This is a genomic window from Streptomyces sp. NPDC097640, from assembly GCF_040302705.1.
GTDB lineage: Bacteria > Actinomycetota > Actinomycetes > Streptomycetales > Streptomycetaceae > Streptomyces.
In genome coordinates this window covers 45,221-67,841 of sequence record NZ_JBEOSB010000023.1, presented here as the reverse complement: position 1 = coordinate 67,841, position 22,621 = coordinate 45,221, and the positions used below count along the sequence as shown (strand labels likewise).

Annotated in this window: 20 protein-coding genes and 4 pseudogenes; 10 read left to right on the top strand and 14 right to left on the bottom strand. The window is 68.5% G+C overall.

Annotation, left to right across the window (positions count from 1 at the left end):
• Positions 1-41 precede the first annotated feature (41 nt).
• The 3 genes from ABTY62_RS31575 to ABTY62_RS31565 all read right to left on the bottom strand — a co-directional run bounded on the left by ABTY62_RS31575 (position 42) and on the right by ABTY62_RS31565 (position 2,027).
• Complete coding sequence (locus tag ABTY62_RS31575) at positions 42-845, bottom strand: DNA/RNA nuclease SfsA (protein ID WP_352132833.1); 804 nt, start codon at positions 843-845, stop codon at positions 42-44.
• A 170-nt stretch (positions 846-1,015) separates the two neighbouring features.
• On the bottom strand, positions 1,016-1,627 hold the full coding sequence (locus tag ABTY62_RS31570) for a helix-turn-helix transcriptional regulator (protein ID WP_352132832.1): 612 nt from the start codon (positions 1,625-1,627) through the stop codon (positions 1,016-1,018).
• Positions 1,533-2,027: a helix-turn-helix transcriptional regulator gene (locus ABTY62_RS31565; RefSeq protein WP_352132831.1), complete on the bottom strand. Its 495-nt coding sequence runs from the start codon at positions 2,025-2,027 to the stop codon at positions 1,533-1,535. Before ABTY62_RS31565 ends, ABTY62_RS31570 begins: the two co-directional genes overlap by 95 nt.
• Positions 2,028-3,226: 1,199 nt before the next feature.
• Here ABTY62_RS31565 and ABTY62_RS31560 point away from each other — a divergent pair.
• The 3 genes and pseudogenes from ABTY62_RS31560 to ABTY62_RS47565 all read left to right on the top strand — a co-directional run.
• The gene (locus ABTY62_RS31560; protein ID WP_311724058.1) at positions 3,227-3,514 is read left to right on the top strand and encodes a YiaA/YiaB family inner membrane protein; all 288 of its coding nucleotides are present in this window, start codon (positions 3,227-3,229) and stop codon (positions 3,512-3,514) included.
• Positions 3,515-3,617: 103 nt separating this feature from the next.
• Positions 3,618-3,851 (top strand): annotated as a pseudogene (locus ABTY62_RS47570) (transposase); the annotation flags it as partial.
• Positions 3,852-3,902: 51 nt separating this feature from the next.
• A pseudogene (locus ABTY62_RS47565) lies at positions 3,903-4,007 on the top strand (IS5/IS1182 family transposase); the annotation flags it as partial.
• A 16-nt stretch (positions 4,008-4,023) separates the two neighbouring features.
• Here the strand turns inward: ABTY62_RS47565 and ABTY62_RS31550 are convergent.
• Entirely contained in the window at positions 4,024-4,656 is a 633-nt protein-coding gene (locus ABTY62_RS31550) for an SMI1/KNR4 family protein (protein ID WP_352132829.1), read from the bottom strand.
• 460 nt (positions 4,657-5,116) lie between these two features.
• Here ABTY62_RS31550 and ABTY62_RS31545 point away from each other — a divergent pair, with 460 nt between their 5' ends.
• The gene (locus ABTY62_RS31545; RefSeq protein ID WP_352132828.1) at positions 5,117-5,770 is read left to right on the top strand and encodes a hypothetical protein; all 654 of its coding nucleotides are present in this window, start codon (positions 5,117-5,119) and stop codon (positions 5,768-5,770) included.
• A 21-nt stretch (positions 5,771-5,791) separates the two neighbouring features.
• On the opposite strand, the gene uppS is transcribed toward ABTY62_RS31545, so the two are convergent.
• Entirely contained in the window at positions 5,792-7,417 is a 1,626-nt protein-coding gene (gene uppS, locus ABTY62_RS31540; protein ID WP_352132827.1) for a polyprenyl diphosphate synthase, read from the bottom strand.
• Positions 7,418-7,691: 274 nt separating this feature from the next.
• Here uppS and ABTY62_RS31535 point away from each other — a divergent pair, with 274 nt between their 5' ends.
• On the top strand, positions 7,692-8,405 hold the full coding sequence (locus ABTY62_RS31535) for a hypothetical protein (protein ID WP_352132826.1): 714 nt from the start codon (positions 7,692-7,694) through the stop codon (positions 8,403-8,405).
• 68 nt (positions 8,406-8,473) lie between these two features.
• Here the strand turns inward: ABTY62_RS31535 and ABTY62_RS31530 are convergent, their stop codons facing one another.
• Positions 8,474-9,100 (bottom strand): LysE/ArgO family amino acid transporter, encoded by a 627-nt coding sequence (locus ABTY62_RS31530; protein ID WP_352132825.1) that lies wholly within the window; start codon positions 9,098-9,100, stop codon positions 8,474-8,476.
• Positions 9,101-9,170: 70 nt separating this feature from the next.
• Here ABTY62_RS31530 and ABTY62_RS31525 point away from each other — a divergent pair, with 70 nt between their 5' ends.
• Complete coding sequence (locus ABTY62_RS31525; protein ID WP_352132922.1) at positions 9,171-10,076, top strand: LysR family transcriptional regulator ArgP; 906 nt, start codon at positions 9,171-9,173, stop codon at positions 10,074-10,076.
• A gap of 346 nt (positions 10,077-10,422) precedes the next feature.
• On the opposite strand, the gene ABTY62_RS31520 is transcribed toward ABTY62_RS31525, so the two are convergent.
• Positions 10,423-10,905: a nitroreductase family deazaflavin-dependent oxidoreductase gene (locus ABTY62_RS31520; protein WP_352132824.1), complete on the bottom strand. Its 483-nt coding sequence runs from the start codon at positions 10,903-10,905 to the stop codon at positions 10,423-10,425.
• 537 nt (positions 10,906-11,442) lie between these two features.
• On the opposite strand from ABTY62_RS31520, the gene ABTY62_RS31515 reads away from it, so the two are divergent.
• Complete coding sequence (locus ABTY62_RS31515) at positions 11,443-12,534, top strand: DUF4241 domain-containing protein (protein ID WP_352132823.1); 1,092 nt, start codon at positions 11,443-11,445, stop codon at positions 12,532-12,534.
• Positions 12,535-13,252: 718 nt separating this feature from the next.
• On the opposite strand, the gene ABTY62_RS31510 is transcribed toward ABTY62_RS31515, so the two are convergent.
• The 3 genes from ABTY62_RS31510 to ABTY62_RS31500 are packed head-to-tail and all read right to left on the bottom strand — an operon-like array spanning position 13,253 to position 15,140.
• Entirely contained in the window at positions 13,253-14,134 is an 882-nt protein-coding gene (locus ABTY62_RS31510) for an ABC transporter substrate-binding protein (RefSeq protein WP_352132822.1), read from the bottom strand.
• Positions 14,135-14,193: 59 nt separating this feature from the next.
• Positions 14,194-14,949 (bottom strand): SDR family NAD(P)-dependent oxidoreductase, encoded by a 756-nt coding sequence (locus tag ABTY62_RS31505; RefSeq protein WP_352132821.1) that lies wholly within the window; start codon positions 14,947-14,949, stop codon positions 14,194-14,196.
• Complete coding sequence (locus ABTY62_RS31500) at positions 14,946-15,140, bottom strand: hypothetical protein (protein ID WP_352132820.1); 195 nt, start codon at positions 15,138-15,140, stop codon at positions 14,946-14,948. Before ABTY62_RS31500 ends, ABTY62_RS31505 begins: the two co-directional genes overlap by 4 nt.
• Before the next feature lie 389 nt (positions 15,141-15,529).
• Between ABTY62_RS31500 and ABTY62_RS31495 the strand changes: the two genes are divergently transcribed.
• Positions 15,530-16,513 carry a GlxA family transcriptional regulator gene (locus ABTY62_RS31495; RefSeq protein WP_352132819.1) on the top strand — a complete coding sequence of 328 codons (984 nt, stop codon included), beginning with the start codon at positions 15,530-15,532 and terminating at the stop codon, positions 16,511-16,513.
• Between the two features lie 151 nt (positions 16,514-16,664).
• Here the strand turns inward: ABTY62_RS31495 and ABTY62_RS31490 are convergent, their stop codons facing one another.
• The 4 genes and pseudogenes from ABTY62_RS31490 to ABTY62_RS31475 all read right to left on the bottom strand — a co-directional run bounded on the left by ABTY62_RS31490 (position 16,665) and on the right by ABTY62_RS31475 (position 22,055).
• Complete coding sequence (locus tag ABTY62_RS31490; protein WP_352132818.1) at positions 16,665-19,421, bottom strand: multifunctional oxoglutarate decarboxylase/oxoglutarate dehydrogenase thiamine pyrophosphate-binding subunit/dihydrolipoyllysine-residue succinyltransferase subunit; 2,757 nt, start codon at positions 19,419-19,421, stop codon at positions 16,665-16,667.
• A 535-nt stretch (positions 19,422-19,956) separates the two neighbouring features.
• Positions 19,957-21,090: a TDT family transporter gene (locus ABTY62_RS31485; RefSeq protein ID WP_352132817.1), complete on the bottom strand. Its 1,134-nt coding sequence runs from the start codon at positions 21,088-21,090 to the stop codon at positions 19,957-19,959.
• A gap of 85 nt (positions 21,091-21,175) precedes the next feature.
• Positions 21,176-21,268: pseudogene (locus ABTY62_RS31480) on the bottom strand (SAM-dependent methyltransferase); the annotation flags it as partial.
• 220 nt (positions 21,269-21,488) lie between these two features.
• Positions 21,489-22,055, bottom strand: a complete 567-nt coding sequence (locus tag ABTY62_RS31475) for a GNAT family N-acetyltransferase (protein ID WP_352132816.1) — start codon at positions 22,053-22,055, stop codon at positions 21,489-21,491.
• Here ABTY62_RS31475 and ABTY62_RS31470 point away from each other — a divergent pair.
• Both ABTY62_RS31470 and ABTY62_RS31465 read left to right on the top strand, forming a co-directional pair.
• Positions 22,050-22,355, top strand: a complete 306-nt coding sequence (locus ABTY62_RS31470) for a VOC family protein (RefSeq protein WP_352132815.1) — start codon at positions 22,050-22,052, stop codon at positions 22,353-22,355. The two genes, ABTY62_RS31475 and ABTY62_RS31470, sit on opposite strands and share 6 nt — an antisense overlap.
• Before the next feature lie 4 nt (positions 22,356-22,359).
• Positions 22,360-22,611 (top strand): annotated as a pseudogene (locus ABTY62_RS31465) (LysR family transcriptional regulator substrate-binding protein); the annotation flags it as partial.
• Between the last annotated feature and the right edge of the window lie 10 nt (positions 22,612-22,621).

Genomic DNA, 22,621 nt, shown 5'->3' with positions numbered 1-22,621 from the left:
GGAGACCACTACTTCCCCGTCGCCTTCGGCTTTGTGAGGGATCAGTGTGGGCCGGCGGGCCTCGCGGGTCGTTGGGTGAACTGGGCGGTGAGTTCGGTCTGACGGCCGACGCGGACGCCGTCGGCGTCGAGGAGGAAGTTCACCTGCCAGATCTCGACGCCCTGGTCGACGGCCGCGGCGACCTTCGTCCGGACGGCGGCGTGTCGGGTGCTGGGGTTGGGTCCGACCTGGAAGCCGGGGTTGTCGTAGAGGAAGCAGACGATAAGGATCGCGCGCTGGTGGCCGGCGAGGCTGTCGCCGAGTTCGCCGATGTGCCGGATCATGCGGTCGGTGGAATCGAAGGGAGCCTGTCTGCGCGTCCTGATGTGTCTGCCCAGCGGGGCCTGGACGTGCTGGAGCGGCGTCTTGACCTCGATATAGGTGTCGTCGTTGACGAGGAAGTCGAGGCGGGAGTGGCCCAGGGTCTGCTCGCACAGCACGGTCCGGGCGGTAATCATGTCGGTCAGGAGGTTGTGGCGCAGGGCGGTCTCGATATAGCGGTTGGCGGCGTTCTGGTTGATGCCGATCCAGGTGGGCTCGGGTGTCTCGGGTGGATCGAGGGAGATGGCCTCGACGGTGTGGGTGGTTTTGCGGGCAGGGTTGTCGCTGCGGGACAGCAGGCAGGGCAGGCCGTCGAGGACGAAGTTGCCGATCCGGCCGGTGGTGGGGCAGTGGCAGGCCACGGATGTGCCCGTGATGTCGGCCTCGATGATGAACCGGTTGGGGCGGCGGATGATCGTCGCGGGCTGTAGTGGCGCGGCGAAGTGGATCATGCCGTCGGTCACATGGATGTCCTCGGCGGGCATGGCGGTCTCCTTCTCCTTTCCTGTGTCCTGACTCCACGGGCAGAGCCGGCGTGGTTCACCGGCATGTCCGAGTACGCGGCCTCCCGTGCCGGGACCGGCCCCTGACCTGCGGCAACAGGCGCCCGGCGACGGGCTGTGGGCAGTGGTGCGGATGCCTGTGCGCAGACCATTCAGGAACCGTCCGGTGGGGGAGCGAGGGTGCTCGGGGAGGTTCGAGGGTAGAGGGCCGCCGTTGCCTGGGCCGCTTCCCGGAGGGCGTCCTGGAGCTCGGGTGGATCGACGACCTCGACCTTCGGACCGAAGGACAGCAGGGTGGTGGCGTGGCCGAGGGAACGGAACTGCAATGTCAGTTCGGTTGCCTCGGTGTCCGGGCGGCTGTGTGTGCCTGCAGGGGCGGCGAGGTCGGTGTGGTGGACCCGCAGGAACCGGGCGAGGGTGTCAGGAGCCACGCGGACCGTGACTTTTACGGGTCGCTCCACGCTCTCCACCTCGCGTCGCAGGTCCTGCCACACATGCTGTAGCTCCACGCCGGGGCGGAGACGGGCTTGCTCGGACAGGACACGCGCGGTCACGACCCGATCGGCGCGGAAGAGCTTCGGCCGCGTCTGGTGGTCGGCTACCAGGTACCAGACGCCGGCCTTGTTCACGAGCCCGTAGGCATCCAACGTGTAGGAGCGTTCGCTTCCGTCACGGCCGTGGCGGTAACGGACGCGCAGCCGCTGGTCGCCGAACACCGCGTCCTGTAGGCAGGCCAGCTCCGGGGACCGGAGCGGGAGTGGCACCGGTGTGCCACCGGTCGGGCTCGATGAGTACCCGGCGGCTGGCCAGGTCGGCTTCCGGGCGGTGGACCTCGGGGAGCACTGCCATGATCTTGCGGAGGGCGGACCCCATGGCCTGGCCCAGCCCGAGATCGGCGTGGGCACTGTCGGACAGGAGCACGAACAGCGCCCGTGTCTCGTCCGCCGTGAGACCGCTGACGTCCGTACGGTAACCGGGCACCAGCGCGATGCCGCCGTGCGGCCCGCGCTCCGTGTAGACGGGGACGCCGGCCGCTGACAGGGCCTCGATGTCACGCATCACCGTCCGCACGGACACCTCAAGGCGCTCGGCCAGTTCCCTGGCGGACGTCTGCCCGTGCGTTTGCAGCAGGAGCAGGAGGGCGAGTAGCCGCTCCGAACGCACAGCGCATCTCCTTGTTGGCTCCGATGACTAATAGACGTGATGGAGTGAAGCTCTCCCCGGGGAGTCCGGCTCGGTCAGGCGTTGCGCGCGCCCTTGGCGCGGGCCACGAAGCCACCCTCGAGGTTCGCGGTGGGCGCGGTGCCGACGATGAACTGGCTGCGGATGATCGTGCCACCGGCGGCGACCATCGGGGCGAAGTCCTCCCAGAACTCCCGGTACCCTTACTTGCCGGTCACCTCACCGGCCGGCAGGTTCTCCAGCGCGCCGAAGTCGCGGGCGAACGGTTGTCAGTCATCGCGCTTCTCCTCGGGGCCATCACTCGATGGGAACACTCCCACCGTAAAGCTGCATTTATGACATGTGGCGTCATATATAGAAGAGAGATCTTTCCGTCGACGCGGCGATGCCCGACCGTCCAGTCGAGCGCTCGCCGACCACACAGGGCTCGCCACTGATCACGGAGCGCGCGATGTCGAAGATCGGGACCGCCTCCGAGAACGTCTCATCCAGTTTGCCGAAGCTGACGAGGCGGTCACTGGAGCGGCTCTCACCGGTTCACAAGCCAACGGGCACAGCGACGAATGGTCGGACACTGACCTGGTTCTCGCGATCCGCGACGAACTCGCTGTGTCCTCGAGCCGCTGGACACAGTGGCTCCACGACGAGTTCGGCCCGAGAGGCCCGTAGTGGCGGACCATCTTCGGTGAGGAACGATCCCTGGCCCCCTTCCCGCAGCCCGACCGTGACGCCCTGATCGGCCTCGCCTGGCACCACGCTTTGCATGCCCACATCTCCATCCAGCGAGGCCGGGCATGGCAGGCTGAATACTGGATCAGCGCCTTACGTGATCATGTTGTGGCACTGGCGTGCCTACGCCTCGGCCATACAGCCGTCCACGCGAAAGGCGCCCACCTGCTCCCCATGACAATGACGGTGCCACTTGAAGCAACGCTCGTCTCCCAACTCGCCACAAGGCTTGGCCCCATGTTGGCTGAACTGGGAGAGCGGAGTCAGGAGTGAACCGCGCCTTCTCGGTGAGCAAGCCGGGCGTGGCCGGAACGGATCGCGGAGACCGCGGTGGCGGTACCTGGTTCTTGCGCGGTGCACCACGAGGTTCTGCGGAGGGCGCCCGTTTTCTGAGTACCTCCTGAGTATCTGGTCGGATGCGGAGTCGGCCACGTTCAGCGATTCTTGCCCGCATGAGTGAGACACCGGTCAAGCAGCAGAGTACGGCCGCGTTCTACGGCCAGGCGGTCGCCTCGTTCGCTGTCGCCATGGCGGCCACCGCCATCGGCATCTTCCGACTGAACGCCGACGCCTGGGTGCGCGGCTTCCTGGCCATCGCCGTGCTCTACCTGGTGACCTCCGCCTTCACTCTGGCCAAGGTGATTCGGGACCGGCAGGAGGCCGGGCAGATCGTCAGCCGGGTCGACCAGGCGCGGATGGAGAAGCTGCTCGCCGAGCACGACCCCTTCGAAAAGCTGTGAACACTTCCGTATCCCCTCCATGAGACCGCTAACCGGGTAACCGCTGTGGCCGTGCCGTTTGGCGAAGGTGCCGCTAGGCAGTGTCTTCAAATGATCAGCGTTGGTGGATCATGGTGTCGTGATACCTCGCCATGAACTGTCTGATGCCGAATGGGAGTTCGTTCGGCCGTTGCTGCCCGAGTCGTTGCGGGGGCGGAAGCGGCTGGACAACCGCAAGATCCTGAACGGGATCGTATGGAAGTTCCGGACCGGGACAGCGTGGCGGGACGTGCCCGAGCGCTATGGCCCGTGGGCCACGCTGCATACACGTTTCCGCAGGTGGGCGATGGACGGGACGTTCGAGCGGATGCTGCGGGCTGCTCAGGCGAAAGCAGACGCGGCGGGCGACATCAACCGCCTTAAGCAATGGCGCGGCATCGCCACCCGCTACGACAAGACCATCGAGTCCTACGACCCCGCCGTCACCCTCGCATCACTCCTGATGTGGGCGTGACATCTGACGACCGAACCTAGGCCAGGTCCTCGTACCCGTCCATGCTCTCGTACCCGGAGTGAAACAGCGCTGAGAAGCTTGGGTACTTCGTCGGGTTGCCGTACTTCGGCGCGAACTCGTAGGCGGCCCACTCGCGGTCCGGCCCGACGTCGGTCGGATCGAGCAACCAGAAGTCTTCTCCCCGGGCGATCTCGACGGATCGGCGAAACAGCTGTACATCGTTCTCGTTGCCGGGTATTGAGTCGTAGATCTCGGTCACGCGCCTGCCGGCATCGCCGTCCCGCATCCATGAGACGCGGCCGCACGGATGAACACCTTCCACCCAGGCATCCAGGCGCGTCCACCCGTCGCTCGCCAGAAAGAACCCCCTGAGGCTCGGCGGGAACCGCACCCCGAGGCGCTCCTCGGATGCCACCAGGGCTTCTTCCCGAGCCGGTGCTTCACCCAACCACACATCGACCCGACCCTCCCGATCCAGCAGGTCCAGCTGATCTTCATCCAGCAGATCGACCAACTCGTCGCCGTCGGCACAGTTCTTCAAGTACCGCTCGCCGTACCGCTCCAGAAAGCCACGCCACTCCTGCGGTGTGGTCAGAACAGCGTCAACTACACCCTCGTCAGAACCAGTTGTTTCACTCACACCGACCATGGTGCCAGCTGGCCATGACAACGCCGACGGCTGCCGACCGTACGGCGTGCGAGGACCCGCTCATGGTTCCTGCCCTCTGATGTGGACGTGACTTTTGACGACAGGCCCTAGGGGCCCGGGGCAACCAGGAGAGCCGGTCTGCGACGGCCCCTATGCACGCGCTGCCGCTCGCACGACGCCTCCAATCTGGCGGCGCGGAGGCAACCGGACGTAATGGACCCGGAAGGCTCCGGTATCCCCGTCGAACCCGTTCGCGACGATGCCGTGGTACGTGGCCGGGCGAGGCGCGACGCAAGGGGGTCGGCTGGGGTCGCCGTGGCGGGGGTGAAGCGTGTTGGCCTTGGCTGTCGCGCTTTCGAGTGGTTTGTTCTTCGTTGCGATCCCGGAGGTGCCCGCGTGGCCCGATGATCCCAACCCCCGGGCCGTGGCCTGCGGCCCGAGAAGGGATGGAGGCACATCGATGAGCGCAACGCGACGTTCGGTGCTGGGCGCGGCCATGGCCGGGCCGTTACTGGCCCAGTTCACAGGGGCGGCATCCGCCGCCACCGCCGAGCCGGGCACGCTGGGCACGGTCTCCGAGGGCTGGGTCGAGGTCCGCTGGACCGAGCAGGCCCAGGTGCTTCTGGACCGTTTCCAGGCGGTGGTGGAGGCGGTGGCCCCGGCCCAGCTGGTGCGGGACGCCCAAGGTGGGGCGATCCGCTTCCCGGTGCGGTCCGGGCAGGGCGACCCGTCCGCGGCCGACCCGCCGAGGGCTCACGGCGACGGTCGGCTCGACGGCGGAGTCGACATCCGCACACCGGATGGCAACGTGCGGGTGACCGGCCTGGAAGGTGCTCTTCAGGACGGGCTCGCGTCCGGGAAGTGTGTGGTCAACGGAGTCGACCTGGGGCACCAGGCGGTGGTCCGGCCGGGCCTGGACAAGGGAGTGCTGAAGACGGAGAGCGTGCCGCTGGGCAAGCCGATGAAAGTCCGGATGACCGATGTGCCGCTGCGGCCCACGCCGGAGCTGGTGGAGACGTTCAGCAACACCTTCGGCGACGCCGACTTCACCACCGACACGGTGCTGGCGCACGTGACCGCCGAGGGCGTGTACACGCCGCCGCCGAAGGCGTGAGGCATCGCCGGCCCGGACTGCTCAGCCGGTCCGGGCCGGCTCCTCACGGCCGGCCTGAGCGGGCAGGCCACGACGACTGCCAAAGCGGCGCTCGCGCGCCGCGTAGGCGGTGACGGCGTCGCGTAGCCGGGCCAGGTCGTAGTCGGGCCACAGGGTGGGGTCGAAGACCAGCTCCGCATAGGAGAGGTGCCAGGGCAGGAAGTTGCTGATCCGCTGCTCACCGGAGGTGCGGACCAGCAGATCGACGTCGGGGAGTTCCGGCACATACAGATGCCGGGTGAGGTCGGCGGGGCCGATGTTCTCGGGGCGGACCGTGCCCGCCACCGCTTCGGCGGCCAGCGCACGCGCGGCGGCGGTGAGTTCCTCCCGCCCGCCGTAGTCCACGCAGACAGTGAACGTGAGCACGTCGTTGTGGCAGGTCATGCTCTCCACCAGCGTGAGCGCGGACGCCAGCGAGGTGTCGATCCGGTCGCGCCGCCCGCACCAGCGCACCTTCACGCCGAGCCTGTGCAGCCACTGCGCACCCTGGGTGATCCCGTCGGCGAGGGTGTCGAACAGGGCTGCCAGCTCCTCCGGCGACCGGCCCCAGTTCTCCGTGGAGAACGTGTAGACGCTCAGGTGCCGGATGCCCAGCCGCAAAGCCGCGTTGACCAGCCGCAGGGCCGCTCGCTCACCCGCGCGGTGGCCCTGCGGCACCGGCATGCCGCGGGCCTCGGCCCAGCGCCGGTTTCCGTCCATGATGACTGCGACATGGCCGGGCATCGGTCCCTGATCCGGCCGCGCCGGGCGGCGGCGCGCACTGCCGTCCAGGCTCGTCGGATCCACTCCGTCCGCCAGCACCTGGGAGCGCAGCAGCGTCGCCTCGTCGTAGGGCAGCTGCGCGCCGAGCAGGAGGGTGTGCAGGAACGGCTGGTACTGCACCCCTACCATCCCGGTGACCGGTGCGGCCTCATCCAGCAGTCCGCGCCAGTGGACGAGTTGGACGTCCACGAACGCGTCCAGCTCCTGCCGGTTTGCGCCGCTTCGCAGGTCACCGACCTCCAGCCCGAGCCGGCGCAGGTCCTCCCTCGGCAGGTAGCAGCGGCCCGCCGCGAGGTCGGCCGGCAGGTCCTCGAAGATGTCCGCCATCTGGCACGCTTCGAACAGCGTCGACACCAGCCGCAGGGCCTCGGGGCCGCTCGGCTCCAGCAGGGCCACCCACAGCTCGGCCACGGCACCCGCGATCCCGCGCAGGTAGTCGCGCCGGAGGTCCGCGAAGGTCTCGTACACCGGCACGGCCGCGCAGTCGGCCCGCACGGTGTCGAGATACTCCTCGATCAGCGCCTGGTCGAGATCCCACCTGTGCACCGTGTCCACGAACGCCCGCCGCACCGGATGCGTGCTGTGCCCGGATCGCAGATCGGCCAGGGTGTCGGCCTGCCAGCGGGCGAAACGCTCCTGGCGGCCCTCGGGCGAGCCCTCGTCGGCGATCCGGTCCGTTTGCACAGTCCATCCGTGAATCGCGTGGACGAACCGCCTGACCGCTGCGGGCAGCGTGTCGGTCGCCGTCCACAGCGCGGCCAGGGACTGCCGCACCTCGGTCTCGCACGCCTCGTACGCCTCGCGCAGCTCTGGCGAGTCGCCGAACGCTCCCTCGCTCCACACCACTTCCGGACCTCCCCTCCCGGGCCGCCAGGGTCGGCAGCCTCCGCCAGCGCTAACGATCCACCGGCCCCTCGGTGGCGAACCGTTCACCGCGGCACCGACGGGATCTCGCGGTGGGCGGTGTTTTCGGACAGGTTGGCGGCGGGCCCTGGCGTTCGGCCTGGTCGGCGACCTTTGATATCGGCGTCGTCCACCTGGCCAACTTCTCCAGGGCGGCTGTATGCCTGGGCGGAGACGAGGGTTCTGGAGTGTCGGTGGTGTCGGCTTGGATGTCCGCATGACGGTTCATGATGTTGCGCGAGCTCTTCCTGACATCCCCGCCCTTCGGGATCTGTGCCGGTCGATGGCCATGGTGGAGGCGCTGTTGAACCCGGATGGTGAGCGGTACTACTCGTTCAGCGCGACGTGGTCACCGACGGAGGAGATCGCCTCGATGCGCAATGGCTCCGGTGACGAGTTCGATGTCGTGTTCTCCCCGGCGGGCGCGTATGTCCGGGGCTTCGACCACGAGTCGCCGATGAGTCCTTACGCCGACGACGGGCTGTGGCCCGGGGTTGTGGACTCGGTTCCCCATGTGTTTCGTGGACACGTCTTGGAGCCGGCCTTCGGCGACGATGGCATGCCCCGCGTGACTGCCTGCATGTGGCGTGAGGCAGCGAGCGACCGGTGGCAGACAGGAGATATCCACTTCCCCGAGGGGTACGCGGACCCCGACGGTGCCGACTGGCTGTTTCAGTTGCTGACAGACCCGACGCCGGAAGCGTTCCAGAGGTTCGCCGAGGATTACTACGAGACCGCGGTGGATATCGACGCGGTGCGCCACGTGTATGAACTCCGTCCGCTCAACCGGCAGACGGTTCGCGCTCTGAACAGCACGGTGTCGCTGTCGGCTGTGGCAGCTGCCGCCGCCGGGATCGGCTTTCCTGTCGATGGCGAACTGCTGTTGCCCATCTCGCCGAAGCGATGCGCGCCCGCGACAAGGCCGCGGTGAGCGCCCTGCTTCGTTTCCGCGACGGCCACGGCACCCCGTAGAACACGGCAGGTCCGGTGGAAGCGCGGTCAGAGGGTGCGGACCAGGAGCATGGCGCCCATCACGAGCATGGTGGCCGCGACGAGGGTGTCCAGCGCCCGCCAGGCGGTGGGGCGGGACAGGACGCCGCCGAGGAGCCGGGCGCCGTAGCCGAGGCCGGCGAACCAGACCAGGCTTGCCAGCATCGCGCCGAGGCCGAAGGCCCAGCGCAGCGAGCCGCGGTCGGCGGCGACCGAGCCGAGCAGCAGCACGGTGTCCAGGTACACGTGCGGGTTGAGCCAGGTCATGGCCAGGCAGGTGAGCACTGCGGTGCGCACGGAGCCCGCCGAGGCGCCCCGCGTCGTCAGCGCTTGCCCGGTGGCGGGCCGCAGCGCGCGACGGGCGGCCAGAATGCCGTAACAGATCAAGAAGGCGCCACCGGCCAGGCCGACCGCGGTCAGTGCGGCGGGCCACGCGGTGACCACGGCGCCGAGCCCGGCCACGCCGAGGGCGATGAGGACTGCGTCGGACGCGGCGCAGATGCCGACCACCGCGAGTACAGCCTGCCCGCGCGCGCCCTGGCGCAGGACGAAAGCGTTCTGCGCGCCGATGGCGACGATGAGGGACAGGCCTGTACCGAATCCGGCGATGCCCGCCGAGAGAATGCCGCTGTTCATGGCCTCCGACGTTATGGATCACCGTGGCATTAGTACAGCTAAAGTTTCTTACCTACCATTAGTGATTATGATGACAGAGCTGCCCATCGATCAGGTGCGTACGCTGCTGGCCGTCGTCGACGAGGGCACCTTCGACGCCGCGGCCGCCGCTTTGCACGTGACACCTTCCGCGGTCAGCCAGCGGATCAAGACACTGGAGCAGCGCACCGGGCGGGTGCTGCTGATGCGTACGAAGCCGGTCCGGCCGACGGAGTCCGGGCAGGTGGTGGTGCGGTTTGCGCGCCAGCTGGCCGCCCTGGAACGGGAGGCGCAGACGGAGCTGGGGATCGCAGCCGGAGCCGGTCCGGCCCGGTTGCCCATCGCGGTGAACGCGGACACCCTGGCCACCTGGTTCCTGCCGGCCCTGACGCGGGTGCCGCAGAGCCCGCCGGTCTGCTTCGACCTGCACCGCGAGGACGAGGCACACACCGCGGCGCTGTTGCGCGAGGGGCAGGTGATGGCGGCCGTGACATCGTCGGCGGAGCCGGTGGCGGGCTGCATGGTGCGCCCGCTGGGCCGGGCGCGGTACCTGGCGGTGGCGAGCCCGCGGTTTGCGGAGCGCCATCTGTCGACCGGGCCGCTGGAGCGCTGTCTGCCCGACGCGCCGGTGATTGTTTTCGATCGGCGTGACGAACTCCAGGACCGGTTCGTTCGGTCCCTCACACCTGACGGGGCGGGCGCCAGTCGGATCCGGCACTACGTACCCACGTCGGAAGGCTTCTGCGACGCGGTGGCCGCCGGTCTCGGCTGGGGCCTGGTTCCGGAGCCGCAATCGGAACCGCTGCTGAGGTCGGGCGCGCTTACGGAACTGGCGCCGGGGCGGCGGGTCGATGTGCCGCTGTACTGGCAGCAGTGGAAGCTGGATGTGCCGGCACTCGCACTCGTGGCGGAGACGATTGCCGCCGCGGCAGCCGAGTCCCTGCACACCGACGACTGACGCCGCGTCCCGCTGTCCCACCGGCACGGTAGGGGAGCAGGCGTGCCCGCCCTGGCGGACGTCAGCAGACGGCGGCGGTTCCGCCTGGGCGGTCTTGAGCCGCTGCCTGCACCTTGGGAGGTGTCGGCGTCGCCGGGCTCCTAAGTGGTCCGGTCCGGAAGTCCTTCGGGAGTTGACGGCGGAGGCAGGGGTGTTGTCCCGTCTCACGAGACCTCGCCTCTGTCTCACCGGACCTTGTTCAGTTCGCATTCCGGGAACAAGGTAGGTGAGTCTGTCCAGGCCGGCGCCGGGCTCCTACCCCCAGCCGCGCGGCGCCTTGCCGGGCCGAGCGAGTGAGGCCCGAAGCTCAGTTCCTCGTCGGCGCCGGGGCCTTCGCCGGACCGGCCAGGTGCTCGGGTTCGAGTACGAAGACCGGGATCACGCGGTCGGTCTTCTCCTGGTATTCGGCGTACGGCGGATACGCGGCGACCGCGCGCTGCCACCACTGGGCCCGCTCGTCCCCGGTGAGCTCACGGGCCATCATGCCCTGGTGTTCGGGGCCGTCCTGGAGAGCCACCTGCGGGTCGGCCTTGAGGTTGAAGTACCAGACCGGGTGGCGCGGGAAGCCGCCCTTCGAGGCCACCGCCGCGTACCGCCCCTCGTGCTCCACGCGCATCAGCGGAATCTTCCGGATCCTGCCGCTCTTCGCGCCGCGCATCGTGACAATGACGACCGGCAGGCCCGTGTCCCAGAGCGTTGTGCCCTGTGTGCCACCCGAACTCTCATACAGCTCGACCTGTTCGCGCACCCACTGCGCCGGACTCGGCTCGTACTCGCCCTCAAGAGGCATCGCATTCACCCCATTGTCGTGTACGGATTATGTCGGGACAGTCCAACACAAACCTCGCGCGAAGGGGAGACCGCCACTCCCGCTCTGCCGACAACTTCACGTGAGACAGCAAGGTTCCGGTGTCGCACCTGGTTTTGTATTTCCGCAGGTCAGGGCATCCCCCGGCAGCAAGATCGACTGAGACAGGACGGTTGCGGTCGGTGTCTGGCCAGATGCCGGGGGCGGCGGGGTGGAGCCGGCAGGCGCCGTCAAGCGCTTCTGCGGGGGGTTCAGGTTGCCGGCCTCCCACGATCCTGTGTGTCACACCTCAGTGGCAGACTGGCGGCACAACGAAGCTCCGGAGGGGCAGGGCGATGCGGCAGGGTCACCCGTCGAGCGCCACTGCTCGGGGGCGGCTGGTGCCACGGGGGGAGATGCGCGGCTGTGATCTTCGACAGTCTTGATGTGTCGTACGGCGACATGTGGGGTTCCCATCAGGGAATGACCCATCCGGACCCGATGTCGCGCGCGGTCGCGGCACGCAGACATGCTGCCGGGATGGAGTACGCGGTTCTGCTGTCCGCGCGGGAGCGACCGCTGGCACTGGTCGAGTACTGGCCGCGCCGGATGTGGCGTGTGTATCTGTTCGACGACAGGTCCTGGCGCATGCAGATGATCGACCTCAAGCCGCACAGCACGGGGATGTTGTTGGCTCACCGGAACACCCGATGGCAGTTTTCCAACGAGCAGGAGCACTCGTCCTGGAAGTGGGATGTTCAGGAGACCACGACCGTCTCGGCCGACGGGCAGGTCGAGGTGAGGTCCGAGTTCGCCGGGCCGAGGGGAGCGTCGACGGAGCCACTGCACGCTCGAACATCCGGCCCGTCGAGCGTCCCCGTGCGGCGGTTCCCGGCGCCCGTCGAAAGCTTCCTCTGCCCCGTACCGGAATTCGGCGACTGGCAGGTGTTCGCGCCGTTCCTCGCCCAGCAGGGCCACGAGCCCGCCACGACCGTAGTCCTGAGTGACGTGTCGGTGGACGAAGGATCAGGACCGCTGCGCGCCACCGGAATCGAGCAACTGTTCAGTCCGGGCGCGTGCGACACTCCGGATGGGCCGGCCGTCGTCGAGCCCGTTGACGCCGGCCTGCTGCGGATCACGTCAGGGCAGCTGGCGGTCTCGGACCCCGGCTGGATCGGAGAGACCCCGCGGACCGTCGCTGTGCCACCGGGCGAGTTCCCGGTCACGCTGTCGCTTTTGCGTACGACACGCGGGGCCGGTGTCGCCGCGGCCAGGGTGACGTTCCTGGACATCCCGCCTCGTGAGTGGGAAATGGCCGTCCGGCCCGACGAGGACCTGGGGCTGCTCGGCGAGGGCCAGTTCTACGGGGTTGGCGTGGATACCGGCACAGCGGCTTTCATGGATGCGACTCGGACGGTGATCGAAGGCCGGCTGGACGAGGACCTGTTCGTACCCCTCGACAGCCATTTCACCGTCGAACTGCCCGGCACGGAGCCCGAGCCGAACCTCATCGCCTTCCGTGCCGGCCGGGGCGACGGGGCCTACCCCGTCTGGATCGGCCGCACCGATGACGGACGGGTTGGTTGCGTCGTCGTCGACTTCCAGCTCCATTCCGCTGACGGGGGAGAGTAAGGAGCCGCGGACCATCGGCGCGAGGCCGCACTGCCCGAGACTGGGGCCGCGGCGAACCTCCGGAGTGCACACGGCGATTGAGGAGCTCGACAACTCGATCACCGACTTCGGCCTGGTGGACGCCTTCCCGGAGGACGTCAAGGAAGCTCGCCGGCGGTACTACGCGTCGATGCACATGGGCGATCGGGCCACCGACGCAATGCGCCGGCATGGTGGGCCAGCAAGTCCAGCAGGGCGTGTATCCCGCGCAGATACGCAGAAGTTCCCGCACACGGGAGCCGCCTTCGGCGGGATCGGCGTCAGCCCAATCGCCCGGCCGACGACGGACTGCGTTTCGTCACCCACACAGCCCCATTTCGTCGGTACGCCGGGGTGCCCGTGGCGTCGCCCGTGGGCAGCAGGGAGTCCTCGCAGCGGTCGCTGCCGGCCTGCCGGCGTAGTAGAGGGCGAAGCCCCACCTGCCGACGGCGCCGGTCCAGCACAGCCGCATCAGCTTGACCTGTTCGCCGTCGGCCAGCTCCGCCTCCACATGGGCGAAGGCGCCGCGGTGGCGGACGTGCAACTGCTCCAGCTGTGGCCAGGCGGTGCGGGTGTGCTCGCCGAGGCGCCCGTCAAAGCCCCTGCCACGCGGCGGAGCCCCGCGCGGCGGAGCCGCACATCGGCAGGGGCTCGACACTGAGGGAAGGGGCGGGGTGCGGAAAGATCCGCCGGACACCCCCTACGGTGTGGTGGTTACCGTGCGGTAGAACTCGGCCGCGGTGACGGTGGCGGGGACACCGAGTTCGGCGGCGACCGTCGTGATCGCGGTGGAGCCGACGGCGAGGTCGACTCGGCCGTCGGTGGTGTAATGCGGCGCGATGAACGCCTCGTAGTGGGCTCGGACTTCGTCCTCGGTATGTCGGCCGAGGAACGTCTGCATGTGCCGCACCGTGGTGTCGGGGTCGTTGTGGATCACCTGGAGGGCGCGCCGGTGGGCTCGTACGACGGCCCGGACCGCGGGGTCGTCCGGGTCGGTGCGGGTGGTGTCGACGGCCACGCCGACGGTGGGGATCTTGAAGTGACCGCCGACCCAGGCCAGCACCTGCCAGCCGTGCTCGGCGGCCACCGCCTCCGGTGCCATGGTGCTGCCGACCAGGGCGGCATCGATGCTGCCGTCCTGTAGTCGGCGCAGGTCCATGCCGTAGTCGCCGGGGCGGCGGACGACGGCATGGACGTCGCGGTCCGGGTCGAGGCCGGCCTGGCGCAGCACGATCCGGGCGAAGCACCCGGGCGCGGTGTGGGGGGCGTGCACCGCCAGCCGCCGGCCGGCCAGGTCGGCCAGGGAGGTCAGCCCGGGGCGGGCGGCGAGGAACCAGAACAGCGGGCTGTAGGTGTTCACGCTGAGTGCGACCCAGGGGATGCCATCGGTCAGTCGGGACAGCAGTGCCCGGCCCAGCCCGACGGTGGCGCCGCGGCGCAGCCGCTCCTCGTCCCAGGAGCAGCCGTCGTGCAGTGCGACGTGGACGCCCTCGTCGGCGTAGTAGCCCTCCTGGTCGGCGATGTAGGCGACGAGTTCCTCGTGCAGGCCCCGCCCGACGTAGGCGAGATCGATCGTGCACATGATCGCTTCCCTTGGTCGTGGCACCGCCATGCGGCCGCGCGTGCCGCGTGCGCGGGACGTCAGTACATGGACATCCCGCCGTTGACCGCGGCCGTGGTGCCGGTCATGAAGGCGCTGTCCTCGCCGGCGTAGAAGGCGACCGCTTGGGCGACGTCGGCAGGGTGTGCCAGGCGGCCCAGAGGGGTGGCGGCCAGCTGGCGCTGCCTGTGCGCATCGTCGAGCACATCCGCGATGCGGGTGTCCTCCACCGGGCCCGGCGCGACGATGTTGACCGTGATGCCCTGCGGGCCCAGTTCCTGGGCGAGGTACCGGGCAAACTGCTCCAGGGCGGCCTTGGACGTGCCCAGCGCGATCATGTACTCCCGGGGCCGGCGGCTGAGGCCGGTACCGATGTAGACGATGCGCCCCCAGCCCTGTTCGGTCATGGCGGGCAGGACGGCTTTGGTGACCGTGAACGCCGCACGCATCTCGTCGTTGAGCTTGCCGCCCAGTTCTTCCCATGTCATGTCCTGGAACGACTTGATCGCGTACGGGATGAGCGCGTTGTGCACCAGCACGTCAATGCCGCCCCATGCCGCCTTGACCTGATCGACCATGCTCTGGACCGCCGCTGCCTCGCGGACATCGGCCTGCACGGCCATGGCCCGGCCTCCTGCGGCCTCGATGTCGGCCACGACCTTCTCGGCTGCGCTGCTGCTGTGCAGGTAGTTGACCACCACGCGCATCCCCCGCTCGGCCAGCAGGCCCGCGGTGGTCGCCCCGATTCCGCTGCTGGCCCCCGTCACCAAGGCCACCCTGTCGGTTACCCCACTCACGGGCCCACCTCCTGCTCATCGTCGCCGGCTGTCGGTATGCCCACCGGTCCTCGTCGGTGCCCGTCCCGGAGCAACTCGGCGAGCCGCCGGTACACCATCGCGTCCGAACGCTGCTCCACGTACTGGTGCAGCATGGCCTCGCCTCGCCCTGGCGCGCGCTGAGCCGCGCCCATCACCTCGGCCGCCGCCATGGTTCCCAGGGTGGCTCCACATTCCCGCGCTGCCAAGGCACCCTTTCCGGGCATGTGGCGTGACCAAATGCTGTGATCTTGTCCGGTGCCGAGGAAAAGGGCGTGCGCGGCCTGGACGGGCATGAAGAGCGGACTGGGAGGATTTGCCTCCCAGCAGGGAGCAAGCCGGTCATGGTCTCGGTTCTGGCCGAAGGCGCAGAATGGGCGAAGGGAAATCCGGCGAACGGGGGTCCGGCCCGGCTGTGATCGGCTTCCTGATCCGCCTTGGAACACTCGCCGACCAGCACGCAACGGGTCGCTGGTCTCCGCACCGCGCATCGGCCCGGAGGCATCCGATGAACCACAAGCGCCCTGGGAACCACAAATGCCCTGGAACGGGGCCGCTCACCGTGACGGTGTTCGTCTTCCCGGGGGTTCGGCTGCTCGATGTGACCGGCCCCATCGAGGTATTCGCTTCGGCGAACGAGTTCGGCGGGCGCTATCGAGTGCAGATTGCGTCCGAGGGCGGGGCGGAGGTGATCACCTCCGCCGGGACCCGCCTCAGCGCTGACCTGCGTGTCGATGACGTACATGAGCCGTCCGACGTTTTGGTGATCCCGGGCGGTCCGGAATGGGAAACGCTGATCAAGGATGACGCGCTCTTGGATGCCGTTCGGCGGCTGCATGCCAACGCCCGCTGCACGGCATCGGTGTGTACGGGGGCGTTTCTGCTGGCCGCGGCCGGACTGTTGGATGGGCGTCGCGCAGCGACGCACTGGCGGCACTCACGGCAACTGGCCCTGCGTTTCCCGTCCGTGCGGGTCGAACCAGACGCCATCTTCGTGAGGGACGGGCGAATGATGACCTCGGCAGGTGTGAGCGCCGGCATCGACCTGGCCTTGGCGCTCGTCGAAGATCACTACGGTGCAGAGGTTGCGCGAGCGGTGGCCAAGGACATGGTCGTCTTCATGCAGCGACCGGGGGGCCAGTCCCAATTCAGTGTCCGCTCCCAGGTCCCGCACTCCCGCCGGGAGACGCTCCGCCGCATGCTGGACGAGGTCGCTCAGAACCCCGGGGCCAACCACACCGTGTCGGCCATGGCACGCAGGGCAGGCATCAGCGTCCGTCACGTGACCCGGCTCTTCTACGACGAGGTGGGAACCACCCCGGCCCGGTATGTGGAGCAGGTCCGGTTGGAAGCTGCCCGGGTGCTGCTGGAGACGGGTGATGACTCCCTGCCGGTGGTGGCGCGGCGTACGGGCTTCGGCTCGCCTGAGTCGATGCGCAGAGCATTTGTACAGCACCTGGGTGTGACGCCCGGTGCCTACCGGGTCAGTTTCCGCACGACCGGCGTGGGCACGAAGGATTCGGAGTCCGAACCCGTCTCGCCGTAGACCTCGCGGTCATGGCAGTGGACCAGGTCACAGACGTGGTGGTGGTCCCGAACGAGCGGACCCCCTCGGGTGTGGTCGAGAGGGGTCCGCAACAGCGGATCGCGCGCTGTGGCGCGGGAACCCGCCTTCCGCACCGCGGCAGGCGGCGTGGTCAGCGGAAAGCGGATGCCACGAGGTCCGTCTGCTCGCCGGCATGCCGTCGGGCAGAGCCCACGGCCGGCGTCGGCGCCGGGGGTCGGCTGACGCATCCGACGGGACGGTTCGCCAGCCGCTGCACGTGTGGCCCCACGAACGACCAGGCTCCCTGGTTCTCCGGCTCCTCCTGTACCCACCGCACCTCGGCGTTGGCGGGGAAACGGGCGAGTTCCGCGCTGAGCTCTTGCTCCGGGAACGGGTAGAGACGCTCCACGCGGACGATCGCGGTGTCCGACAGGTCTGAGCTTCGCCGGTAGGCGTCCAGGTCGTAGAAGACCTTGCCCGAGCACACCAGCAGGCGCGCGGTCCGGGCGACATCGGCCGTCTCATCCGGCAGGACAGCACGGAACGCGCCCGTGGTGAACTCCGTCAGCGTGGAGGTGGCTGCCTTCGATCGCAGCATCGACTTCGGAGTGAACACGACCAATGGCCTTGTGTGCTCGCGCTCGCTGAGCGCTTGCTGTCGGAGCAGGTGGAAGTAGTTGCCGGGCAGGGAGGGCATGGCGACGCTCATGTTCCCCTGCGCGCACAGTTGGAGGAATCGCTCGACCCTTCCGGAGGAGTGGTCCGGTCCCTGCCCTTCCAAGCCGTGCGGCAGCAGCAGCGTCACCCCGGAGCGCTGCCCCCATTTCTGTTCGGATGAGGCGATGTACTCGTCTACGACGGTCTGGGCGCCGTTGGCGAAGTCGCCGAACTGGGCCTCCCACAGCACCAGAGCGTCCGGCCGAGCCAGGGAGTAGCCGTATTCGAAGGCGAGGGCCGCCAGCTCGGACAGCATCGAGTCGTAGGGCGAGAAGTCCGCGGCGGTCGCGCCGAGGGAGCTCAGCGGTGTGTACTCCACGCCGGTGCGCCGGTCGGTGAGCACAGCGTGCCGTTGCCCGAACGTGCCGCGGCGGGAATCCTGCCCGGCCAGCCGCACCGGAACCCCGTCCAGCAACAGGGAGCCAATGGCGAGAGTTTCCCCGGTAGCCCAGTCGATGGTTCCCGCATCCAGCATCGTGGCACGTCTGCGCAGCTGCGGCAGAACGCGCGGGTGCACGGTGAAGTCGTGCGCCGGACCGGTCTGGGACGCGATGATGTGCCGGGCGGTCGCCTCCGTGATCGCGGTGGTCACCTGAGTGGCGGCTGCGCCCTCGGTGTTTTCGGAGATGATGTGTTCCGGGGAGCGGTCGGGCAGCGACAGCGCCTGGGTCTCGACGAAGGCGCGCTCAAGGCGTTCCCGGTAGTCCCGCAGGGCGCCTTCCACCTGCCGTTCGCCGATGTCGCCTCGGCGGACCAGCGTCTCGGCGTACTGCTTGCGCACCGAAGGTCTGGCGGCGATGCGGTCGTACATCGCCGGTTGGGTGATGGATGGATCATCGACCTCGCTGTGGCCGTGGCGGCGGTAGCAGATCAGATCGATGACGACGTCCTTGTGGAACGCCTGACGGTAGTCGAAGGCCAACCGTGCGACGCGGACGGCGGCCTCGGGGTCGTCTCCGTTGACGTGGAAGATCGGGGCTTCGATGGTCCGTGCCACATCGGTGGCGTAGGTGCTCGAACGGCCGTGGGCGGGTGAGGTCGTGAAGCCAAGCTGGTTGTTGATGACGATGTGAACCGTCCCGCCGGTGTGGTATCCGGGCAGCTGTGACATGTTCAGCGTCTCGCCGACCACGCCTTGACCGGCGAACGCGGCATCCCCGTGGACGACGATGGGCAGGACGGGGAAGGTGTCGCCACCGTCTGCGGCCGCCTCCTGCTTGGCGCGGACCACTCCCTGGGCCACCGGCCCTACGATCTCCAGATGTGAGGGGTTTGCCACGAGGGAGACAGCGATGGTGCCGCCGCCCAGTGCGTGATAGGTCCCTTCCGCACCGAGGTGGTACTTCACATCCCCGGATCCCTGGACCGACCGGATATCGACCGCGTCCTCGAACTCATGGAAGATCTCTCCGTAGGACTTGCCGACGATGTTGGCCAGAACATTGAGCCGGCCGCGGTGTGCCATACCGATGACGGCTTCCCTCACCCCGTGCCTGATCGAGCGGTGCAGCAGTGCGTCCAGCAGTACGATCGCGGACTCGCCGCCTTCGAGTGAATACCTTTTCTGGCCTACATATTTGGTGTGCAGAAATATCTCGAAGGCCTCTGCTGCACCCAGCCGGTAGAGGATCTGCAATTGTTCGGCGCGGTCCGGCCGGGGGTGAGGCGATTCGATCCGCTGCTGGACCCAGCAACGTTCTTCGGAGCTTTGGATATGCATGTACTGGGTGCCGACGGTCCGGCAGTAGGACTTCCGCAGGACCTGGAGAACGTCGCGAAGAGTCATGGTCACCTGCCCGGCGAAGCCGTCGACGACGAACCTCCTGCCCAGGTCCTCGTCACCGAGCCCGAATGCCACGATGTCGAGCTCCGGGTGTGCGCCCCCCTGCTCCGCTGCGAGCGGGTTGGTCTCGGCCATCAGGTGTCCGCGCACGCGATACGCGTGGATGAGCGCCGCAACGCGGACCGCCTTGACCGCCGCCTCGTCCACATTGTCACTCACAGTGGTCGCGGCGTTGCGTGCCCGCCGGTCCGGAGCGGGGGCGAGGGAGGTGAAGAGATCCCTCCACGCCTGGTCGACCGAGCCCGGGTCGCGTATGTACCGCTCGTACTGTTCGTCCACAAGCCATTCATTGAGGCCGAATTCCAGCCCATACAGCGCCGGCTGTCCGGCGCGGGATTGCGACGCCACGATGTGGATCGCCTTCTTTCCTCATTCCATGCGACCCATGGCGGACACGGCCAGTCTGGATGATTATCCCCATCCGCCCAGGGCGCTGTTTCCACCTGGTATCCGCTGACGAAGCGAACCCATCCGACCGTCACGCCATCGACGGTATGACAGTGTGGGAGATGAGAGAGACATGTGAATGTGCCATAACGGCGGCAGATGAGGACATGGCATCACGCCGGCGGTCTTTGCGCGGAATGCTGCCATGGCGCCGCGCATCGTGATCCGACGCCGTGAGTCCCCGCGGCCCGAGGTCACTGCTGTCCGGATGGTGGTTGCAGGCGACGGTCGCGACCCTATGGGTCGGCAAGTGGCCCGGCCTGCAGTACTGCGCGAGGCCGCCCGACGGAGTCGGACCGGCGAACAACCGTCCCGCGATTCACCCGGGCCGGGATCGTCGAGGCGACGCTGCGCGCCTGCGACCACTTCCGTCCGCAGTTGGCCCAGCCGATCGACGACTGCTCGGGTACCCGGCGACGGTGGTGTAGTGGTCGCGTCACCGCCCCTCCGGCCCGACGGTCCCCCGGTGCGCGTGTCCGCCGACGGGCCGACGCCACACGTGCCGGGCGGCATGGCGCAGGGAGTGGCCGGCCACCACCACCCAGGCGATGACGAGCAGCCCGTAGAACACCACGGCTATCCAGACGAACACTTCCGAACCGGCCCGCGCCGCAAGGGCGCCGGTGGCCGTCACGCAGGCGCCGACCGGGAAGATGAACGACCACCAGGTGGGCGCGAAAGGGAGCCCGGCCCGGATCGCCCGTACAGTCAGCCCCGTGGCCAGCACCAGCCACAGCATGGCGAAGCCCCACACCACAATCCCGCCCAGCAGCGCGAACACCGCGGCGCCCCGCGCGTAGGGCGCGGGCAGCGCGCTCGGAGCTACCGCGGCCAGCGCTCCGAGCGCCGTCACCGACTGGCCCAACGCCCCCGCCCCGATCCACACCGTAGGCACCACCGTTCCAGTGGGGGCCTCATGGTGCACCAGGCGGCCGTAAATCATGGCCAGCACCAGCAGCGCCGAGACCAGGCCGAGCCCGAGCATCGCGTAGCAGCCCAGCAGCAGGGCAAGCCGTACCTGTCCAGCCGGCGCATGAGGGACGAGCAGAGCGCCCGTCGCGGCCGAGACCATCGGTGGCACCACCGGCATCAGCCAGCCCCCGAACGCCGCGTCCGGCGCGAAGCGGTGCCGGGTGACCATCAGATAAGGCACCGTGCAGGCCGTGACAAGACCGAGCACGGTACCGAGCGACCACAGCACCCAGCCCACGTCCAGCGCCGCCTCGAGCCCGATCAGCCGGTGGCCGAGCAGCAGCGCCCCGGAGCCCACCGTGAGCAGCGCCATCGGCGGCGCGCCGAAGAACTGGGCTGTCACCGGATCACCGGAGTGCAACCGCAGCGCCCGCTGCCGGAGATAAACGACAGCCAGCAGGAGCAGCAGGAGCGCGGCGCCCAGCCAGACCACCATGGCGGCAGTCCGCAGCCCGTGGAAGCTCCTTGGCAGGGTGACCGCCGCATTGGCGACGATGCCAGTGCCCATCACGGCCGCGAACCAACTGGGGCCGAGGAGCGGACGCCTCGTTCTGTTTGCCGTAGGCGCCAGAGGGCCGACACACGGGGAACAACTCATTCCGCAAACTCTATGTTCGGTTGCGGCAGTACTATCGATCATGTCCTGATGTAAGCGCTGCATGGCACACATCTGGGCGGCTGGCCTATCCACGTCGTGCAAGGAAGACGAACTCTGTGCCCGGCCGGTCAGGCGCGTCGCGGATGTCCTCCACCCTGTAGCCGTGAGCGGTCAGGTCCGTCGTGGTGTCGGCGTTCTGTGGGGGCTCTGCGATGGACTTGGCCGGTCTCTTCTACAGCGGTCCTTAGCGGTCCTTGCGCTCTGTAGACGCAGTATGCCCCTCCCCGGAACTCATCGCCGGGCCGTTCCCTCCCGCCGGGACTTCCGGGAGCGACGGTCAGGACGTGCGGTTGGTCCCGGAGTCGCGGGAACGGGCCGGTCGGCTGGGCAGGGGGCGGCTACCGGGGCCGCTCCCAGTCGGTCCGGGTGAGGCCGTACTCGACTTCCCCGTGCTCGGAGCCTTCGATCGCCTCGGGCCAGTCCCCGGTGAAGTGCCGCAGGAACGACAGGCCCGACTTCTCCATCACCCGCCGGGATCGGGTGTTGACCGCCATGGTGTTCGCGGTGATCCGCTCGACCCCCAGGTCGGTGAATCCCTTGCTGGTCAGCGCCCGGGATCCCTCGGTGGCATACCCCTTGCCCCAGGCGGTCTTGTTCAGTCGGTAGCCGAGTTCGACCACGGCGGCGCTGTGTTCGTCCAGGGGGCAGAACTCGAACCAGCCGAGGAACACTCCGGTGGCTTTTTCCTCAGTGGCCCAGTAGCCGCGGGTGCCCCAGCAGGGGTAGTCGTGGAGGAGTCGGGGCAGGGTCTGCCGCTGGATCGTCTCGCGGCCGGCCGGCTTGCCACCGTTGATGAAGCGCATGACCTCGGGGTCGTTGTCCAGTGCGAAGAGGTGGTCGGCGTCGGCGTCGGTGTCGGTGAACGGGCGCAGCACGAGCCGTTCGGTTTCCAGGAAGATATGCATGCCTCGATCTTCACGACCCGGGGCAGGGGCCTGCCACTGGATATCGCCGCAGGCCGGTGGGGTGATTGTGCACGCAACGAGGGGCTGGGGGCGTTCGACCGGCAGGCCGGGTTCGAACTCAGCCCGAGCAGCGACCCGCGGACCGGGAAGCTCCCACTGCACATCGACGTCAACGCCACCGACCACGACCAGGACGCCGAGCTGGAGCGGCTGCTCGCGCTCGGCGCCAGGCCCGCCGACGTCGGCCTCCCGGAAAGCAACGAATTCTGCCTCCTGCGCCCCCGGCTTCAGCATCTCTGACCACGTGCGCCCTGACGTCGCCTCCCAGCCGATCGATGCCGGGGGTCTGGAGCAGGTGCAACTGCTCGACGATGCCGTGGGGGTGGCCACGCCACTTGGTCACCCGATGGCGGGCCGTGCGTCGGTGAGCATCGACGAGCTCGCCGACCAGCCGCTCATCACCGCCCGCAAGGGGCACTGGCAACGGCGCCTGCTCGATCGGCTCTTCGCCGCACGAGGCCTCACGCCGAAGATCGTCTGCGAAGGCGACGAGTCCAGCGCCATCG